Annotated in this window: 9 protein-coding genes and 1 other RNA gene; all 10 read left to right on the top strand. The window is 63.7% G+C overall.

Translation table 11 applies throughout. The features are described from left to right. Positions 1 to 105 precede the first annotated feature (105 nt). The 10 genes from ACCQ06_RS10990 to ACCQ06_RS10945 all read left to right on the top strand — a co-directional run bounded on the left by ACCQ06_RS10990 (position 106) and on the right by ACCQ06_RS10945 (position 19,790). On the top strand, positions 106 to 2,376 hold the full coding sequence (locus ACCQ06_RS10990; protein ID WP_316692421.1) for a methyl-accepting chemotaxis protein: 2,271 nt from the start codon (positions 106 to 108) through the stop codon (positions 2,374 to 2,376). Between the two features lie 850 nt (positions 2,377 to 3,226). Continuing rightward, positions 3,227 to 5,476 carry a methyl-accepting chemotaxis protein gene (locus ACCQ06_RS10985; RefSeq protein WP_316692420.1) on the top strand — a complete coding sequence of 750 codons (2,250 nt, stop codon included), beginning with the start codon at positions 3,227 to 3,229 and terminating at the stop codon, positions 5,474 to 5,476. A gap of 107 nt (positions 5,477 to 5,583) precedes the next feature. After that, positions 5,584 to 8,055 carry a methyl-accepting chemotaxis protein gene (locus tag ACCQ06_RS10980; protein ID WP_316692419.1) on the top strand — a complete coding sequence of 824 codons (2,472 nt, stop codon included), beginning with the start codon at positions 5,584 to 5,586 and terminating at the stop codon, positions 8,053 to 8,055. A gap of 634 nt (positions 8,056 to 8,689) precedes the next feature. Further along, complete coding sequence (locus tag ACCQ06_RS10975) at positions 8,690 to 10,954, top strand: methyl-accepting chemotaxis protein (RefSeq protein WP_316692418.1); 2,265 nt, start codon at positions 8,690 to 8,692, stop codon at positions 10,952 to 10,954. Positions 10,955 to 11,407: 453 nt separating this feature from the next. Then, positions 11,408 to 14,080 (top strand): methyl-accepting chemotaxis protein, encoded by a 2,673-nt coding sequence (locus ACCQ06_RS10970; protein WP_316692417.1) that lies wholly within the window; start codon positions 11,408 to 11,410, stop codon positions 14,078 to 14,080. 1,030 nt (positions 14,081 to 15,110) lie between these two features. Then, complete coding sequence (locus tag ACCQ06_RS10965; protein WP_316692416.1) at positions 15,111 to 15,899, top strand: flagellar brake protein; 789 nt, start codon at positions 15,111 to 15,113, stop codon at positions 15,897 to 15,899. A gap of 121 nt (positions 15,900 to 16,020) precedes the next feature. Then, a complete protein-coding gene (locus tag ACCQ06_RS10960) occupies positions 16,021 to 16,506 on the top strand; it encodes a chemotaxis protein CheW (RefSeq protein ID WP_005993869.1) in 486 nt (161 codons plus the stop codon). 313 nt (positions 16,507 to 16,819) lie between these two features. Continuing rightward, a complete protein-coding gene (locus ACCQ06_RS10955; protein WP_005993867.1) occupies positions 16,820 to 17,203 on the top strand; it encodes a hypothetical protein in 384 nt (127 codons plus the stop codon). 82 nt (positions 17,204 to 17,285) lie between these two features. Then, positions 17,286 to 19,661, top strand: a complete 2,376-nt coding sequence (locus ACCQ06_RS10950; RefSeq protein ID WP_316692415.1) for a methyl-accepting chemotaxis protein — start codon at positions 17,286 to 17,288, stop codon at positions 19,659 to 19,661. 53 nt (positions 19,662 to 19,714) lie between these two features. Further along, positions 19,715 to 19,790, top strand: a non-coding RNA gene (locus ACCQ06_RS10945) — sX9 sRNA. The last annotated feature ends 149 nt before the right edge of the window (positions 19,791 to 19,939 follow it).

Here is a 19,939-nt window from a genome sequence, read left to right as displayed (position 1 = left end):
CCTTGATACCTACGCCGTTATCTCGCATAGCGGCAAAGGTATTGCGAGACCGTCATGGCTTGCGTCGCAAGCAACAACTCCCGTCACGCCTTCGGAAACCCGTCAATGAACGCATTCTTGCAACGCTACAACGTCGGCCGCCGGTTGGGCGTGGCCTTTGGGATCCTGATTCTGCTGTCCGGCCTGCTGGTGGCCTCCGGGCTCAGCACGATGATCGAAGCGCGTAAGCAACTGGATTCCATCGTCAATAACAACCTGGTCAAGATTCAAATCAGCAACAACATGCGCTCGGCCAATGCCGACATCTTCATTGCCATCGGAACACTGGTGATGGTTACCAGTCAGGAATTGAATGAAAAGGCCTTGGCGACGATCAAGGAAAAGCGTGAAGCGTATGCGACCGAACGCAAGAAGCTGGAAACTTTTGCAGCCACCGCCGCCGGGCGCAAGGTGCGCACCGAGATCGACGCGGCACGCGATGTTGCCAGACTCCTGAACGATCAGGTCATTGCTTTGGGAACACAAAACAAGAATGCGGAAGCGCAGACGTTGATGAGCGAAAAGGCACGCCCCGCCATGCTCGCCTGGCAGGCAAAGATCGACGAAAACGCAGCAATGCAGCAGGAACAGGCCCAGCATAGTTATGAGCAGGCCGTCGCTGCGATGAACCGCGGCAAGGCCCTGTTGATTGGCGGGGGCGTGGCGGTGCTGCTGATCAGCAGCCTGCTGGCGTTTGCCATCACCCGCAGCCTGACCCAACCGCTCAGCCGCGCCACCCGCGCCGCCGAATCGATCGCCGGCGGCAAGCTGGACAACGATGTCGATACGCAGGCCAATGACGAGAGCGGCCGCTTGTTGAGGGCGATGAGCAAAATGCAGCAGCAGCTGCGCAACCTGATCGCCGCGCAAACCGAGATGGCCAAGCGCCACGACGATGGGCAGATCAGCTTCTGCATCGATGCGTCCGCGTTCCCGGGCGACTACGGCCGCATGGCCAACGACACCAACCTGCTGGTGGCCTCGCACGTGGCCGTGCAGACCGATTTGGCACGCATCATGGGTCACTATGCGGTGGGTGAGCTTTCAGAGGACATGAAGGCGCTGCCAGGCGAAAAAGCCGTGTTCACCGACACCATGGCGCAGGTCAAGAGCAATCTGTCGGCAATGAACCATGAGATCAAGCATCTGGCGCAGTCCGCCGCCAATGGCGACTTCAGCGCCCGTGGCGACGCCGCGCGGTTCCAATACGACTTCCGGGTGATGGTGGAAAGCCTCAATACCTTGATGTCCACCGCCGATGGCAACCTGCAATCGCTGTCCGGTCTGCTGCAGTCCATCGCCGCCGGCGACCTCACCGCACGCATGAGCGGCGAGTTCCGCGGCGTGTTCGCACAGATGCGCGACGACGCCAATGCCACCGCCACCCAGTTGGCCGAGATCGTGGGCAGCATCAAGACCTCGGCCATCTCGATCAAGGGCGCCGCCAGCGAAATCGCCGCCGGTAACCAGGACTTGTCGCAGCGCACCGAACAGCAAGCGGCCAACCTGGAAGAAACCGCCGCCTCGATGGAAGAGCTCACCTCCACCGTCAAGCAAAACGCCGAAGGCGCACGCCAGGCCAACCAGCTCGCCATCGGCGCCGCCAGCGTGGCGGTGCAAGGCGGCGAAGTGGTCGGCAAGGTGGTCGACACCATGGCCGGCATCGAAGCCTCGTCCAAGAAGATCGCCGACATCATCAGCGTCATCGACGGCATCGCCTTCCAGACCAATATCCTGGCCTTGAATGCAGCGGTAGAAGCGGCACGTGCCGGTGAGCAGGGCCGCGGATTTGCGGTGGTGGCCTCGGAAGTGCGGACGCTGGCCCAACGTTCGTCGGGTGCGGCCAAGGAGATCAAGGACCTCATCGACGACTCCGTGCACCGCGTCGCCGAAGGCTCCGCGCTGGTGCACACCGCCGGCAAGACCATGAGCGAGGTGGTTGCCAGCGTGCAACGCGTCACCGACATCATGGGCGAGATTTCCGCCGCCTCGCAGGAGCAATCGGCCGGTATCGAACAGGTCAACCAGACCATCACCCAGATGGACGAAACCACCCAGCAAAACGCCGCGCTGGTGGAAGAAGCCACTGCTGCCGCGCGTGCGCTGGAAGAACAGGCAGTCGGCCTGACCGAAGCGGTTGCGGTGTTCCGTCTGTCGGCCGAACTGGAATCCCAGACCCGCGCCACGCCGGTCGTGCACCAACTCGCCGCCAAACGGCCCAACGCGCCAAGCAAGCCAGCTACCAAGACGCTTGCCAAGCCGTCTGCTACAAGGCCTGCCGCGCGCGCCGCAGTAGCGTCGGCACCGTCCAACGAATCGGACTGGGCCGAGTTCTAAACCACGTAATCGGTCGCATGGCGGCCGATGCTGTCGAATCCGCGCTCTTTGGGGAGCGCGGCTTTTTTTGTTGGTTCTGGTCGCTAGACTCTGCCTCACTACAGTGGGGCTAGTGAGTCATAGATCCGATTGACGCGTGCTCTCGCCCTTGATCGGCCAGCTGCATGCGTTAGAGCTTTGCGCTAACGCACAGCATTTTTCAGTGCGATCCTTCGCGCACCGGGGCTAACACCTGGTCGCCCCTAAGAATCGCTTGCAGGCCCACGCGATCACTGCATGCGCACGCGCTGATGTGCACCTGCTCCAGCTTGCGCTCGATGTCCCACGCGGCGTGCCCACCCCAGTACGCATCGATACCGCAGCACGCGCTATCGGCGCTCGAACGGATGCGGATACGCCTCGCGGCCAGCCTTACGACGTACGACTAGGCCTGATCAGGAATGACCAACGGCCGCGCTTGCCGCACGAGTGCGCGCAACGGGTGGCAAGCGTCCACCGGCAAACGCATGGCGCAGATCGCGCTGCCCTCAGCGTTACCGGACCCGACAAGCCAGGATAGAGACAACCAAAAGACATCGCAGACAACCTCGACAAATCAGCGGTCTAGCTCGCTTGCGGCGTGGGATTCGGGCATTTTTTACTGATTAAAATGTCTCTTATCGAATGAGACAGCCAAAACATGTCTCTTTTTTTCATCTGCGTGACTGCAGTCATATTTTTTTCGCATAGCCGGCATTCAGACCTTGATACCTACGCCGTTATCTCGCATAGCGGCAAGAGCATGGCGAGATCGTCATGGCTTGCGTCGCAAGCAATATTTCCTGCCACGCACGCCTTCGGAAATCCGTCAATGAACGAATTCTTGCAACGCTACAACGTCGGCCGCCGGTTGGGCGTGGCCTTTGGGATCCTGATTCTGCTGTCCGGCCTGCTGGTCGCCTCGGGCTTTAGCACGATGATCCAAGCGCGTGCGCAACTGGATTCCATCGTCAAGAACAACCTGGTCAAGATTCAAATCAGCAACAACATGCGCTCGGCCAATGCCGACATCTTCATTGCGATGGGGACGCTGGCCATGGTCACCACTCAGGAACTCAACGACCAAGCCGCTGAGACGGTCAAGCAAAAACGTGAACTGTATGCACACGAACGCAAAAGGCTGGACGCCTTTCCACCCTCGGTTGCCGGGCGCAAGGTGCGCGCCGAGATCGACGCGGCGCGCGCGATTGCCAGAGGTCTGAACGACCAGGTCATTGCCCTGGCAATGCAAAACAAAAACGACGAAGCGCAGATGCTGATGAGCGAAAAAGCGCGCCCTGCCATGCTCGCCTGGCAGGCAAGAATCGACGACAACGTTGCACTACAGGAAAAACAGACCCAACAGAGCTACGAGCAGGCCGTCGCTGCGATGAACCGCGGCAAGGCCCTGTTGATTGGCGGGGGCGTGGCGGTGCTGCTGATCAGCAGCCTGCTGGCGCTTGCCATCACCCGCAGCCTGACCCAACCACTCAGCCGCGCCACCCGCGCCGCCGAATCGATCGCCGGCGGCAAGCTGGACAACGATGTGGACACGCAGGCAAATGACGAAAGCGGCCGCCTGCTCAATGCGATGCGCAAGATGCAAGAACAGCTGCGCAACCTGATCGCCGCACAGACCGACATGGCCAAGCGCCACGACGATGGGCAAATCAGCTTCCGCATCGATGCGTCCGCATTCCCGGGCGACTACGGCCGCATGGCCAACGACACCAACCTGCTGGTCGCCTCGCACGTGGCCGTGCAGACCGATCTGGCACGCATCATGGGGCGCTATGCCGTCGGCGATCTCAGCGACGACATGAGCAAGCTGCCCGGCGAAAAGGCCGTGTTCACCGACACCATGTCACAGGTCAAGGCCAACCTGGGCGCGATGAATGCCGAGATCAAACAGCTGGCGCAGTCCGCCGCCAATGGCGACTTCAGCGCCCGTGGCGACGCCGCGCGGTTCCAGTACGACTTCCGGGTGATGGTGGACAGCCTCAATACCTTGATGTCCACCGCCGATGGCAACCTGCAATCGCTGTCCGGTCTGCTGCAGTCGATCGCCGCCGGCGACCTCACCGCACGCATGAGCGGCGAGTTCCGCGGCGTGTTCGCACAGATGCGCGACGACGCCAATGCCACCGCTACCCAGTTGGCCGAGATCGTGGGCAGCATCAAGACCTCGGCCATCTCGATCAAGGGCGCCGCCAGCGAAATCGCCGCCGGTAACCAGGACTTGTCGCAGCGTACCGAACAGCAGGCCGCCAACCTGGAAGAAACCGCCGCCTCGATGGAAGAGCTCACCTCCACCGTCAAGCAGAACGCCGAAGGCGCGCGTCAGGCCAACCAGCTCGCCATCGGCGCCGCCAGCGTGGCGGTGCAAGGCGGCGAAGTGGTCGGCAAGGTGGTCGACACCATGGCCGGCATCGAAGCCTCGTCCAAGAAGATCGCCGACATCATCAGTGTCATCGACGGCATCGCCTTCCAGACCAATATCCTGGCCTTGAATGCAGCGGTAGAAGCGGCGCGTGCCGGTGAGCAGGGCCGCGGGTTTGCGGTGGTGGCCTCGGAAGTGCGGACGCTGGCCCAACGTTCGTCGGGTGCGGCCAAGGAGATCAAGGACCTCATCGACGACTCCGTGCACCGCGTCGCCGAAGGCTCCGCGCTAGTGCACACCGCCGGCAAGACCATGAGCGAGGTGGTTGCCAGCGTGCAGCGCGTCACCGACATCATGGGCGAGATTTCCGCCGCCTCGCAGGAGCAATCGGCCGGTATCGAACAGGTCAACCAGACCATCACCCAGATGGACGAAACCACCCAGCAGAATGCCGCGCTGGTGGAAGAAGCCACCGCTGCCGCGCGTGCGCTGGAAGAACAGGCAGTCGGCCTGACCGAGGCGGTTGCGGTGTTCAAGACCGACGCGACCTACGCGGCCCCGGCCGTGCGCGCTGTGCCGTCGCGGCCGGTAGTGAGTTCGGGTGTCAAGGCGAAGGTCGCTGCAGCCGGGCGTACGCCGGCCTCCAAGCCACGCGCGGTGGTCACCGCCTCCAGCAACGACACCAGCTGGCAGGAGTTCTGAGCAAGCGGACCGAACTGCCTGAACGGAGCCGGTCGGCAGCGATGCCGGCCGGCTCAAGGCATGACAGGGATGAGCCGATAGCCTGCGTACGCCTATGAGACGCACCGATGACCACTGTTCCCGCGCTGTTGCCACAGACCGCCCCACCCGCCCCGCGTCGCTGGACCAGCCGCTGGGACGATCTGGCCATCGCCAAAAAACTCGGTGCGATCGGTGTGCTGGCGTTGGTTGGGCTGGTGATCCCGGTGCTGCTTTACAGCGGCAAGCTCAATGAAAGCGTCACCATCAGCAGCAACGAATTACGCAGCTACGCCCCGCTTGGGCAGATGCTGGGCCTGATTACCGATCTGCATGCCGCCCACGTCGACGCTGGCAGTGCCGCCGACGCCGCAGCGCAACGCGCGCAACGCGATCTGCAGCAACTGCTCGCCTCCACTGCGGCCATGCCCGGCTTCGAACGCAGCCAGAAACAATTGCTCGCCTTACAGCAGCGCCACGTCGCCACCACGGCAGCCAGCGGCTATAGCGGCGTGAGCGAACAAGCCTTCGCTGCGCTGGATGCACTGCGCGACGACAGCCAACTGGTCTACACCCCCTATATCGAAAGCTACCACCTGGTAGTGGCGACCTTGATCTATAGCCCCGACGCCACCGAATCGCTGACCCGCCTGGATGCGGCCAACGATCCGTCGCAGGCCGGTGGCGACCGCGCCATGCTGCGCGAACAACTCAATCAGTTACAGCGCAATCACCTGCGTTTCCGGCATGAGCTGGACAAGGCGATGGGCCTGCTGGAACAGCCCGACCCTGCCCTGGCCGATGCCGCCAACGCCGAGGCCACGCGCGCCAACGACGCATTGAAATCGCTTGGCACGGCGCTGGAAGGCAGCGATGCGCAGGCCGACACGCAGTGGAATGCCGCACTCGATGCGCTTGGCCAGACCATGCAGGACCTGAGCAGCATCTCGCTGCAAGCCTTGCAGCGGCAATCCGAACGCCACCTGGTGGATGCGCACAACGCGATGTACCAAGCCGTTGCCGGCCTGTCGCTGCTCGCGCTGCTGATCGCCGCGTTGGGCTGGTACACCTTGTCCAACCTCACCCGCAACGTGCGCCGCGCCGCGACGGTGGCCGCCAACATCGCGCAAGGCGAGCTGGACGAACGCATCGTGCCGCCCAGCCGCGATGAAACCGGGCAGCTGCTCGACAACATGCGCCAGATGCAGGAACAGGTGCAGCGCGTGCTGGCCGCGCAGAGCGAGATGGCACAGCGCCACGACGCCGGCCAGATCAGCTACCGCATGCAGGCCGAGAGCTTCCCCGGTGCCTACGCCACCATGGTGCGCGATACCAACGCGCTGGTCGGCTCGCATATCGCGGTCAAGATGCAGCTGGCGCAGATCATGTCGCGCTACGCCATCGGCGATCTGAGCCAGGACATGCAACGCCTGCCCGGCGAAAAAGCCGTGCTCACCGACACCATGGATACCGTCAAGGCCAACCTGTCGGCGATGAACAGCGAAATCAAATTGCTGGCGCAGGCCGCCGCCAATGGCGACTTCAGCGTGCGCGGCGACGCGCAACGCTTCCAGTACGACTTCCGCGCGATGGTGGACAGCCTCAATCAGCTGATGTCCACTGCAGACGCCAACCTGCAATCGCTGTCCACGGTGCTGCAGGCGATTGCCGCGGGCGATCTCACCACCCGCATGCAGGGCGATTTCCACGGCGTATTCGCACGTATGCGCGACGATGCCAATGCCACGGTGACGCAGCTGGCCGATATCGTCGGGCGCATCCAACGCTCCACCGATGCCATCAACGATGCGGCCAGCGAGATTGCCTCCGGCAATCAGGACCTGTCGCAGCGGACCGAGCAACAAGCGGCCAATCTGGAAGAAACCGCCGCCTCGATGGAAGAACTCACCTCCACCGTGCGCAACAACGCCGAACACGCAAAGCGCGCCAGTCAGCTGGTGGTCGGCGCCGCCACCGTTGCCTCGCAAGGTGGCGAGGTGGTCGGCCAGGTGGTCGGCACCATGGCCGGCATCCAGGCAGCCTCCAGAAAGATCGCCGACATCATCGGCGTGATCGACGGTATCGCCTTCCAGACCAATATTCTGGCCTTGAACGCGGCAGTGGAAGCGGCGCGTGCCGGCGAACAGGGCCGCGGATTTGCGGTGGTGGCTTCGGAAGTGCGCACGTTGGCGCAGCGGTCGGCCGGTGCGGCAAAAGAGATCAAGCACCTGATCGACGACTCGGTCAGCCGGGTCGAACACGGCAATCAGCTGGTGGGCCAGGCCGGTCGCACCATGCAGGACATCGTCGACTCGGTGCAGAGCGTGGCCACGATCATGCACGAGATCAGCGAAGCCTCGCTGCAGCAGTCGCAAGGCATCGAACAAGTCGGCCAGACCGTGACGCAGATGGATCAGGCCACCCAGCAGAACGCCGCGCTGGTGGAAGAAGCCACTGCCGCCGCGCGCGCGATGGAAGAACAGGCGCAGCAGTTGCGCGATGCGGTGTCGGTGTTTCAGGTGAAGGCCGTGACCTCGCCTCGCCTTGGCCGGGCGGCCTGATCGCTGCCGGGCGCGATCGTCGCGCTTTTGTAGGCTGTGTAGACACAAGTGATCGAGGGCGAGGCGATCGCCTGCGATGCCACGCCTGTCATTGCTGCCGTCTTGTCGATCTGCTGACGAGGCGGCTGGCCGGGGTGTTCTGACGGCAACGCGGCAATCGCGATGCCACGGGGTATCACAGGGTGCGACCTGGGCGCGGTGTAGTCGCGCACCTGTCTACCCGGATCTGGCGCTACACCAAGTCGCTTCCCAAGCCGGTGCGTCCACCCGGCAATCCTCTTGGTCTGCACACGTCCATCACGCTTGAACGCGTGATGGAACAGTGAAATCCCAAGCCGCCGACGATGCCTTGCTCGCCCATCCAGCAGGGTTTTGGGCTCATCTGTGCACACGGGCGTCACCTCGGTGACGGCCGCCCATATGCGCTAGGCCTTGCGAGTTCAGCTGTAGCCACCAGCGCCGTTACCGGACACAAGCATGCAGACCTGCCTTGCAATCGAGTGCAGCGTGACCACCGGTCACGCACACCGATGGATCGGCCGGATGCATGCCCGCCCCGGCAGCGCTCGACGTATGGACGACGCGACCGCCCGATGCGCATCTCCCCTTCCCGCCCATCGCCTTGAGACTCAACATGATCGCTCTTCTTCAACGGTACAACGTCGGCAAACGGCTGACTTTCGCATTCGGTACGCTGATCCTGCTGTCGTGCGCCCTGGTGGCCGCTGGCCTGTACACGCTGGCGCAAGCGCGTCAGAGCCTGGATACGCTGACCAATCGCAACATGGTCATCGTCCAGCATCTGCAAGAGATGAATAACGCCGTCTCGGTGATTGCCGTGCAGTTGCGCAATATCGTGCTGCCGACCACCGCTGAAGAGAATCGTCGCTTCGCCGCCATCCTCGAAGAACAGCGCAGCACCTACGACAAAGTGCGCGAGCAGCTCTACGTCTTCTCGGCGACGCCGATGGGACAGGCCATGCGCGACAAGATCGATCAGAGCAACAAGAGCGCCAGCGCGCTCAACCAGCAGGTGATCGATCTGGGGCTTGCAGGCAAAACCGATGAGGCCATGCCATTGCTGTTGCAGCGTGCGGCGCCGGCCACGCAGGTGTGGCAGGACGCACTGCTGGACTATACGGCGCTGCAACGCCAGCGCGCCCAGGAAGCCAACTCTGTAGCCACCACGGCGATGGCGCGCGGCCGCGCGATGTTGATCAGCGGCGGCCTGGCGGTGGTGTGCATCAGTGGCCTGCTGGGTTGGGCCATCACCCGCAGCCTGGTGCGCCCGCTGGCGCAGGCCACCCGTGCCGCCGAATCCATTGCCAACGGCAATCTCGATAACGATGTGCGCACCAACAGCAACGACGAAACCGGGCGCCTGTTGCAGGCGATGGACAAGATGCAGGAGCAGGTACGCAACCTGATCAGCGCGCAGCTGGACATGGCCAAACGCCACGATGCAGGCCAGATCAGTTTCCGCATGGATGCCGGCGCGTTCCCCGGCGACTTCGGCCGCATGGCCAAGGACACCAACGAGCTGGTCGCCGCGCACATCAAGGTCAAGATGCAGACCATCCACCTGGTGGAGCGCTACGCCATCGGCGATCTGAGCGAAGACATGCCGCAATTGCCTGGCGAAAAAGCCGCGATTACCACGGCGATGAATCAGGTCAAGCACAACTTGTCCACGATGAATCACGAGATCAAGAATCTTGCCCAGGCCGCCGCCAATGGCGACTTCACCGCGCGCGGCAATGCCGAGCAGTTCCAGTTCGACTTCCGCATCATGGTGGAAAGCCTCAACACCTTGATGGCCACTGCCGATGGCAACCTGCAGTCGCTGTCCGGCCTGTTGCAGTCGATCGCCGCCGGCGACCTCACCGCACGCATGACCGGCCAGTATCAGGGCGTGTTCGCACAAATGCGCGACGACGCCAATGCCACCGCCGAGCAGCTGGCCAACATCGTGGGCCGCATCCAGGAAGCGGCCGGTGCGATCGGCCTGGCCTCCGGCGAGATCGCCACCGGCAATCAGGATCTGTCGCAGCGCACCGAACAACAGGCCGCCAATCTGGAAGAAACCGCCGCCTCTATGGAAGAACTCACCTCCACCGTCAAGCAGAATGCCGAACACGCCAGCCAGGCCAATCAGCTCGCCATCGGCGCCGCTGCAGTGGCATCCCAGGGCGGCGCTGTCGTGGCGAGCGTGGTCGCCACCATGTCCGACATCCAGGCCTCCTCGAAGAAGATCGCCGAGATCATCAGCGTCATCGACGGCATCGCCTTCCAGACCAACATCCTGGCGTTGAATGCCGCGGTGGAAGCGGCGCGTGCCGGCGAACAGGGCCGCGGTTTTGCGGTGGTGGCGTCCGAGGTGCGTACGCTGGCGCAGCGGTCGGCCGGCGCGGCAAAAGAGATCAAGCACCTCATCGACGACTCGGTGGAAAAGGTGGCGCAAGGCGCAACCCTGGTCGACCAGGCCGGTACCACCATGGCCGACATCGTGGCCAGCGTGCAGCGTGTCACCAACATCATGAGCGAGATTTCGTCGGCATCGCAGGAGCAGTACGCCGGCATCGAGCAGGTCAACCAGACCGTGACCCAGATGGACGAAACCACCCAGCAAAATGCCGCACTGGTGGAAGAAGCCACCGCCGCCGCCCGCGCCATGGAAGAACAGGCGCAGCAGCTCACCGAAGCCGTTGCAGTGTTCAAGGTGGCCGAACACGCGCCGGTGGCACGCCGTCTGTCGGCCATTGCCAGCGCACCGGCCAATGCCCGCACCGCGCCGCGCCCGGTTGTACGCCCCACCGCACCTGCCGCACCGCGACGTGGCGCGATGCAGACCGCGGCAGTGGCATCGGCCAACGGCGCTGGTGACTGGCAGGAGTTCTGAACTCAGCCGCAGCAAGCACTGCTGACATCCATCAACGCATGCAGTGAAACGCAGCAATCGCGTTGCGACAGACAACCACGCGGTGCGTGATCCACGCGCCGGGCAACACCCGCATCAGCAACACAGAAAATTCGAGAGTCGTTCGAGTCCGCGCTGCGCGGATCTTGTGGGCCGCTTCCCTTGCGAGGGGATGCGGCCCTTTTTTTGCCCTGCGTTCGCAAAACTCGGGAGCACCCGGGCGATTGCGCGCTCGACGTTCAACTGCCTTGAATTCACGCAGAACTTACATTTGCTCATCCCATGACCACACAACTGAAACCGCTTCCAATGAGCCGGGACTGAATAAATCGCCCCTGTTGTGCCGATTTCTACAGAAATGATCAATTTCGCGCATAGACGGCCGTTATCGCACTCACGCATCCGTAACGCCCTCCCCCGGGCAAGGCCACTCTTATGCATTTTTTCAACCGACTTTCCGTCGGCACGCGGCTGTCCGCATTGCTCACCCTGGTCATCGCGTTATCGCTCGGGCTACTCGCCCTGACCATCTACCGGCAATCGGCCGGCGACATCGAATCGCAAGTCAAGGCCGAGCTGCGTTCGAGCACGCGGCTGATGCAGCAGTCGGTGGCGATGTACGACGTCACCCTGACCGAAGGCACCGAGCGCCTGGGCAGCGTCTTCGACGACATGCTGCCGCGCGGCGCACGTGAGCTGGATACCGCCAGCACCGTGACCATCGGCGCGCAGAACACGCCCACGTTGCGCGCCGGTACGCAGGCGCTGAATCTCAATTTCGACGCGGTGGATCGCTTCGCGCAGGCCACCGGCGGCGTTGCGACCATCTTCGCGCGCACCGGCGACGACTTCGTGCGCATCACCACCTCGCTGCGCAACAAGCAGAACGCGCGCGTGATCGGCACCCTGCTCGATCGCAAGGGCAAGGCCTACGCCGCGCTGTCCGAAGGCAAGCCCTTCACCGGCCAGGCGCAGTTGTTCGGCGACCAGTACATGACCTACTACGCGCCACTGCGCAACGCTGCCGGCGAGGTGATCGGTGCGCTGTTCGTCGGTCGCAACTACACCCAGGGCCTGGCGGCGCTCAAGGCCCAGGTCAGCACCACCAAGCTGGGACAGGACGGCTACTTCGTGATCGCCGACATGGCACCTGGCGACCGTCAGGGCCAGATCATCGCCGCACCGCCGGGCGCGCCGGCGACGTTGTCTGCCCTGGTGCCGGCCGATCAGCAAGCGGCACTGCAGTCGGTGCTGGACGGCAAGCAGCCCAGCGCCAACCTGCAGCTACGCGATGCCAAGGGCAACGCGCAGGCGTTCGAAGTCACCGCACAGCGCTATGCGCCGTGGCAGTGGGCGGTGATCGGCACCCAGCCGCGCAGCGCCATCGACGGCCCGCTCGACCAGCTGATGGGCAGCATGCTGCTGTTCTCGCTGGCGGTGCTGGCGCTGTGCATCGCGGTGGTGTTCATCGCCGCGCGCAAGATGGTGACCCGCCCGTTGGTGGCGGTGGAACGCGTGCTCGGCGATGTCGCCGCCGGCCGGCTGGACAACCCCATCGAAATCGATCGGCACGATGAGCTCGGCCGTCTGCTGCTCAATGCCCGCACCATGCGCGACGACCTGCGCGCACGGCTGGAGCGCGATCACCTGATCGCCAGCGAAGCGCTGCGTGTGCGCACCGCGCTGGACGATGTCAGCACCAACGTGATGATCGCCGACATCCATCAGCGCATCATCTACGTCAACCGGCCGCTGCAACGCCTGCTCAAGGGCGTGCAGGAACAGTTGCGTAACGCTGCACCCGGCTTCGATGCGGACAAGCTGATCGACACCAGCGTCAATCAATTCCATGCCGCGCCGAAGGAGCACGAGCGCATGCTCGAACAGCTCACCGGCAGCAACGTCGCCCAGATCGCCGTTGGCGGCCGCATCGTGCGTCAGGTGGTCAGCCCGGTGCTGGATGCCGCGGGCGAGCGCATGGGCTTTGTCATCGAGTGGGCCGACCGCACCCAGGAAGTGCAGGTGGAAGAAGAAGTCGCCCGCATCGTGCAGGCCGCCGCAGCCGGCGACCTGAGCGGCCGCGTGGACACCGCCGGCAAGCAGGGCTTCCTGCTGCAGCTCGCCCAGCAACTGAACATGCTGCTGGACAACAACGCCGACGGCCTGTCGCGCGTGTCCGCGCTGCTGTCGTCGTTGTCGCAGGGCGACCTGACCGCGCGCATGCACGGCCAGCTGCAAGGCGTGTTCGCCACCATCCGCGACGATGCCAACGCCACCGCCGACCAACTGGCCGGCATCGTGCGTCGCATCAAGGATTCGTCGCTGGCGATCAACGCGGCCGCCACCGAAATCGCCACCGGCAATGGCGACCTGTCGCGTCGCACCGAGCAACAAGCCGCCGCGCTGGAAGAAACCGCCGCCTCGATGGAAGAGCTCACCGCCACCGTCAAGCAGAACGCCGATAACGCCGACCAGGCCAACCGCCTGGTGCTCGATGCCGCCGGCGTGGCCGCAAAGGGTGGCGATGTGGTCGGCCGCGTGGTGACCACCATGGCCGACATCGACGCCTCGTCCAAGAAGATCGCCGAGATCATCAGCGTCATCGATGGCATCGCCTTCCAGACCAATATCCTGGCCTTGAACGCCGCGGTGGAAGCGGCGCGTGCCGGCGAACAGGGCCGCGGCTTTGCCGTGGTGGCCTCGGAAGTGCGCACTCTCGCCCAGCGCTCGGCCGGCGCGGCCAAGGAGATCAAGCACCTGATCGAAGACTCGGTGACCCGCATCGGCAACGGCGCCGCACTGGCATCGGAGGCCGGCAGCACCATGCAACAGGTGGTCGGCTCGGTGAAGCGCGTCACCGAGATCATGGGCGAGATCACCAGCGCCTCGCGCGAGCAGGCCGCCGGCATCACCCAGGTCAACCAGACCGTCACCCAGATGGACGAAACCACCCAGCAGAACGCCGCCCTGGTGGAAGAAGCCACGGCAGCGGCGCGCTCGATGGAAGACCAGGCCGCGCAGCTGGTCGACGCGGTTGCAGTATTCCGCCTCGAACAGCAGGACAGCCTGAGCACCTTGCTGGCCAACGCACGCCACGCCTATCACTGATGCGAGAAACGATGGCTGAGGCACACGCAGGGTGAGTCGAGCGCGCGGTGCCCTCGCCGCTCGCGGGACACGCCGTGAACCCATCCTTGGGGGCGCGATGGCGGCATCCATGCCGCAAGCGGCGAGGACACCGCACCAGAGAGTTCGCTGGTGGTTTGTTTTCGCTGGTGGTTTGTTGAAGAGCGAGGAAACCGAACCGGACAGTTGCCAACTGCTCTGTTGAGACGCTACGCACCGACCGTCTCGACTGGCCCTTGTCCGCTCACCGTCGCAGGACCCTTGGCGGCATGAATGCCGCCAAGGAGCTTACATGGACGTACTTGCAGCGTGTCCTGCGATGGTGGGCGGGCAAGGGGGCCCTGCAGCAAACTCGCAGTATCGAGGGCGCGGCGCCCTCGCCGCTCGCGGGACACGCCGTGAACCCATCCTTGGGGGCGCGATGGCGGCATCCATGCCGCCAACGGTCCCGCAATCGGCGAGGACACCGCACCAGAGAGTTCGCTGGTGGTTTGTTGAAGAGCGAGGAACCGGACCGAACAGTTGCCAACTGCTCTGTTGAGACGCTGTGCACCGACCGTCTCGACTGGTCCTTGCCCGCTCACCGTCGCAGGACCCTTGGCGGCATGGATGCCGCCACGGAGCTTACAAGAACGTACTTGCAGCGTGTCCTGTGATGGTGAGCGGGCAAGGGCCCTGCAGCAGACGCAAAGACCTCGAGGGCGCGGTGCCCTCAGCGCTCGCGGGACACGCCGTGAACCCGTCCTTGGCGGCATCCATGCCGCCATCGATCCCGCAAGCGGCCAGGGCCCCGCACCAGGCAGGTGGCTGGTTGTCTTGCCGAAGAACGAAGACATCGCGCGCCAGAACCTTGATGGTTGCTGCGTCGAAAGCTCCATCGCGACAGGTCATTAGCAGCGCCAGGCGTACGAGTTTTGTCAGCCGCTGTTAAAGATTTGGGTTTGCCGCCGATATCAAGGCGACGCCGGGACAACCCTCCGGGCGCTTTCCCGCTACCACTGTGCTTGTGCCCATGTCCCAAGGCGATACCTCAGAGTCAGAGCTGGACCACGACGATCACCTTGCAGAAGGTGACGAACGCTATCTGCTGCGCAACAAACGGCAGATCCGTGGCTTGCTGCGCCAGCTGCTCGATCAACGCGCCGTGGTGACCATGCATGTGGCCGGCCGCGACATGGCCGTGCCTACCGCCGTGCTCGAAATCGATGAAGACGACGATTGCGTGATTCTGGACGGCAGCCACAACGACACCTCCAACCGCGCCATCGAAGATGCCAAGTACCTGCTCTGCTACGCGCAACTGGAGCGGGTCAACGTGCGCTTCCGGCTGGAAAAGGCCGAACGCATCGAGCGCGACATCCACGTCGCCTTCCGCGCCGAGCTGCCGGACGCGATGTACCACATGCAACGCCGCGAATCGTACCGGCTGGAAACGCCGATCACCGACTCGCCCGTGTGCATCATCCGCCAGGACGAAGCCCAGGGCGGCAACCTCAACCTGCAGCTGCGCGTGATCGACATCAGCAGCGGCGGCCTGGCGGTGTCGCTCACCGCCGGCATGCCCTTGCTGGAGCCGCACCGCACCTATCGCGACTGCACGCTGCACCTGCCCGACGTCGCACCGATCGCCCTGCCGCTCACGGTGTGCAGCCAAGACAAGCAGACCCTGCCCAATGGCAGCGAAGGCTTCCGCGTCGGCCTGCAGTTCAGCGATCTGCCGCGTGGCGCCGACGAAACCATCCAGCGCTACATCTTTCGGGTCGACCGCCAACGCAACGCGCGCAAGAGCGGCGTGTTCTGAACCCGCCCGCACCACAACAGCCCCATACCTAAAGTTGCACAGCGCCGCGCCGATGTTGCTATGGCAGCCTTTTCAACCTAGTGCCGCAACCTGACACTCAGCCGCAACGCCTGGAGTTTTCATGAACGACAAAAGCACTGCCACCGGCACCGGTGGTGAATTCCTCAGCTTCGCTTTGGGCGAAGAGCACTACGGCGTGGACATCCTGAAAGTGCAGGAAATCCGCGGCTACGATTCGGTCACCCGTCTGCCCGACGCGCCCGACTACATCAAGGGTGTGATCAACCTGCGCGGCACCATCGTGCCGGTGATCGACCTGCGCCTGAAGCTGCGCCTGAAAGAAGCGCGCTACGACGCTTTCACCGTGATGATCGTGCTCAACGTCGAAGACCGCGTGGTCGGCATCGTGGTGGACAGCGTCTCGGACGTGATCCCGCTCAACGACGATCAGATCCGCCCGACGCCCGAGTTCGGCGCTTCGGTGGACACCCGCTTCATCTCCGGCATCGGCACCCAGGACGATCGCATGCTGATCCTGCTGGATATCGAAACCTTGCTGGACAGCACCGAGCTGGGTCAGCAGCAGCTGGCTGAAGAAGCCGCCTGATTCAAGGTGGTTGGGTGCGGCGGCCTGCGGTCGTCAGAGGGATGCGGTGGTGGGCAAGCGCGGCGATGCAGCAGGTGTGCATCGCGACGCCTGCATACCCGGCAGCCATCTGACGGCCGTAATGATTTATGCACAACGCGCATACCACCATCAGGTGTGGGGAGCGTCCTGACACGAGACGCACCGCTAAATAGAAGTGAGATGCAATTCACACTTTTTGGATTCAAGTTGAACCCCAGTTAGCCGATAGCTGAATAGAAGCCCGCGTACACAAGCGGGTCACCGTTCGACTTTTGATTCTGGAGAATCCCCAATGAAGTTTCTGCTCTCGCTCCTCCCCGTCGCTGCTCTGGTGATCGTTGCTCCCACGCTGTCGGCTCAATCGCAGGAAATGATTCCGCCGGAGATGGCGACCCGCTTCGTCGGCAAGGACGGCATGGTCTGCGGCAAGGTCGAAAAGGCCAAGTACGCGCAAAGCTCGGAAGGCGAACCCACCTTCCTGTACATGGGCGGCATGTTCCCGCGCCACACCTTCTCGGCCCGTATCGACGGCGCCAACCGCGGTAAGTTCAGCTTTGCCCCGGAATCACTGGAAGGTAAGGACGTCTGCGTCCTGGGCAAGATCCAGCGCGACAGCTCGCGCGCCGAAATCGAAGTCAGCTCCCCGGCCAGCCTGAAGCTCGCCACCATCAAGTAATCGCACAGCAGATCGCCACGCCCATGCGTGGCGATCTGCTGTCTGGATTATGCGGACTGACTTTTACGGGGAAATCGTGTCAATGCAATGGATCAATAATCTGAAATTGATGCCGCGGCTGATGCTGGCGTTCGGCATCGTGCTGCTGATCATGCTGGTGCAGGGAATCATCGCGTATTCGGGCCTGGCCTCGCTCAACAACGTGACGCGCGATCTGGCCGGCAACACCATGTCCAGCGTGCGCGAAGCCGGCGATCTGCGCGGCATGCTCGGCGAATACCGGAATGCGTCTTATCAAAATCTGGTGCGTGCCAGCGATGCGGTCAAGCAGGAAGCCAAGGTCCGCGCCAAGCGGCTCAACGGCGAAATCGACGCAACGATCAAGGGCTACCCCCGCCTGATCGAAAGCCCGCAACAGAAAAAACTCTTCGACGTGTTCGTGGCCGACTGGAAGAAGGCCTCGGCCTCGTACGCCAGCGTCGATGAAATGATCGAGCTCAATCTCCCCGACGATGCCATCGACACCTTTGTCGGCGAGACCCGCACCCTGCACAACAAGGCCAAGGATTCGCTGGCTGCGTTGATCGCCGAGGATAATCTGCTGGCACAGGCCGCCAAGACCAAGGCCGAAAAGGTCCACGCAACCTCGGTCTCGCTGACCCTGGTGGTGTTGCTGATCGGCATTGCCGGTGGCCTGGGTCTGGCGTTCCTGTTCGCCCGTTCCATCGTGCGCAGCATGCGCGGCGCGGTGAGCACCGCCACCGAGATCGCCGGCGGCAAGCTGGATGGCCAGATCAACGCGCACGGCAAGGACGAAGTGGGCGAACTGATGCGCTCCATGCAGCGCATGCAGCGCGACCTGAAGGAGCGTATCGAACGCGACCAGAAGATCGCCGACGAGAACCTGCGCATCCGCACCGCGCTGGACAAGTCGTCCACCGGCACCTTCATCACCGATCCCGATCGCGTGATGATCTACGCCAACGACGCGTTCAAGAAGATCGTTGCGCAGTACGAAAGCAGCATCCGCCTGGCATCGCCCGAGTTCGATGCAAGCAAGGTCATCGGCCAGCACATCAGCTACCTGGGCCTGTCGGATGCGACCGTGCGCAAGGCCATCGCTGCGCTGGAACGCGACGGCGTCACCAGCTTCGAAGAGCGCTTCGGCGAAGTGGTGCTGGCGCAGACCGTCACCGGCATCAAGAACGAGCAAGGCGAAACCACCGGCGAAGTCTGCGAATGGCGCGACCGCACCATCGAAGTCCAGGTCGAAGAAGAAGTCGCCCGCATCGTGCGCGCTGCGGCCAGCGGCGACATGAGCGGCCGCGTCGAAACCGACGGCAAGCAGGGCTTCTTCCTGCAGTTGGCGCAGCAGCTCAACGGCTTGCTGGATGCCAATGCCGGCAGCCTGGAGCAGATCTCTGCGTTGTTGTCTGCGCTGTCGCGCGGCGACCTGACCGTGCGCATGCAAGGGCAGTTCAGCGGTGTGTTCGCGCAGATGCGCGATGATGCCAATGCCACCGCCGAGCAACTGGCCGATATCGTCGGTCGCATCAAGCTCTCGTCCAGTGCGATCAACTCGGCCGCCGGCGAAATCGCCTCGGGCAATAGCGATCTGTCGCACCGCACCGAACAGCAGGCCGCCAATCTGGAAGAAACCGCCGCCTCGATGGAAGAGCTCACCTCCACCGTCAAGCAGAACGCAGAGAGCGCACGTCAGGCCAATCAGCTGGCCATCGGCGCCACTGGTGTGGCCTCGCAGGGCGGCGATGTGGTGTCGCAGGTGGTCACCACCATGTCCGGCATCGAAGCCTCGTCCAAGAAGATCGCCGACATCATCTCGGTCATCGACGGCATTGCGTTCCAGACCAACATCCTGGCGCTGAACGCCGCGGTGGAAGCGGCACGTGCCGGCGAACAGGGCCGTGGCTTCGCAGTGGTCGCCTCCGAAGTGCGCACGCTGGCACAGCGGTCGGCCGGTGCGGCCAAGGAGATCAAGGGATTGATCGACGACTCCGTGCACAAGGTGGCCGAAGGCTCGGCGCTGGTGCGCAAGGCCGGTGCGACCATGGCCGAGATCGTGGCCAGCGTGCAGCGCGTGACCGACATCATGGGCGAGATTTCTGCGGCCTCGCAGGAACAGTCGGCCGGCATCGAGCAGGTCAATCAGACCATCACCCAGATGGACGAAACCACCCAGCAAAACGCCGCGCTGGTGGAAGAAGCCACTGCCGCCGCCCGCTCGATGGAAGAGCAGGCCGGCCAGCTGGCCGAAGCGGTGTCGGTGTTCAAGCTGGACGAATCGGCCGCGGTTGCGCAAGCGCATTTGCGCCCGGTTCCCTCGCGTCCGGTGGCGGTCAAGACCGCGGCCAAGCCGGCCGTGCGGACAGCCGCAGGCCCAGCGCGTGCTGCCAAGCCGCAGGCCGCACTGGCCGACGGTAACTGGCAGGAGTTCTAAGAGCAGCCAACAGAAGGGCTGTACAGGCGCCAGGCGGGCGCGGCCGGTGCGGCAGGTACCACGCGGACACTCCGCCTCCTCCGCGCCGTCCGCACCTACCTGGCGACTGCTCGCTACGTTCTGGTAACCGCTCCAAGTCACCGCTGTCACCCACAACGCCCCGGCACTGCCGGGGCGTTGTGTTTCTGCCTCTCGCAACGACAGGCAGCCTTCACCCCGCCGCTTTGCCCATGCACGCCGCCGCACTGCAGCGCTGATGCGATAGCGAACCCTGCCGC

The organism is Xanthomonas sp. NCPPB 4467 (assembly GCF_041475665.2).
Lineage (GTDB): Bacteria > Pseudomonadota > Gammaproteobacteria > Xanthomonadales > Xanthomonadaceae > Xanthomonas > Xanthomonas dyei.
Note: the sequence above shows the minus strand (reverse complement) of the source record. Positions and strands in the feature narration are given on the sequence as shown.

Coding starts and splice junctions, on each gene's coding strand:
- ACCQ06_RS10950 (WP_316692415.1), top strand. CDS start 17,286: ATGCAATGGATCAATAATCTGAAATTGATGCCGCGGCTGATGCTGGCG.
- ACCQ06_RS10985 (WP_316692420.1), top strand. CDS start 3,227: ATGAACGAATTCTTGCAACGCTACAACGTCGGCCGCCGGTTGGGCGTG.
- ACCQ06_RS10975 (WP_316692418.1), top strand. CDS start 8,690: ATGATCGCTCTTCTTCAACGGTACAACGTCGGCAAACGGCTGACTTTC.
- ACCQ06_RS10990 (WP_316692421.1), top strand. CDS start 106: ATGAACGCATTCTTGCAACGCTACAACGTCGGCCGCCGGTTGGGCGTG.
- ACCQ06_RS10960 (WP_005993869.1), top strand. CDS start 16,021: ATGAACGACAAAAGCACTGCCACCGGCACCGGTGGTGAATTCCTCAGC.
- ACCQ06_RS10965 (WP_316692416.1), top strand. CDS start 15,111: ATGTCCCAAGGCGATACCTCAGAGTCAGAGCTGGACCACGACGATCAC.
- ACCQ06_RS10955 (WP_005993867.1), top strand. CDS start 16,820: ATGAAGTTTCTGCTCTCGCTCCTCCCCGTCGCTGCTCTGGTGATCGTT.
- ACCQ06_RS10980 (WP_316692419.1), top strand. CDS start 5,584: ATGACCACTGTTCCCGCGCTGTTGCCACAGACCGCCCCACCCGCCCCG.
- ACCQ06_RS10970 (WP_316692417.1), top strand. CDS start 11,408: ATGCATTTTTTCAACCGACTTTCCGTCGGCACGCGGCTGTCCGCATTG.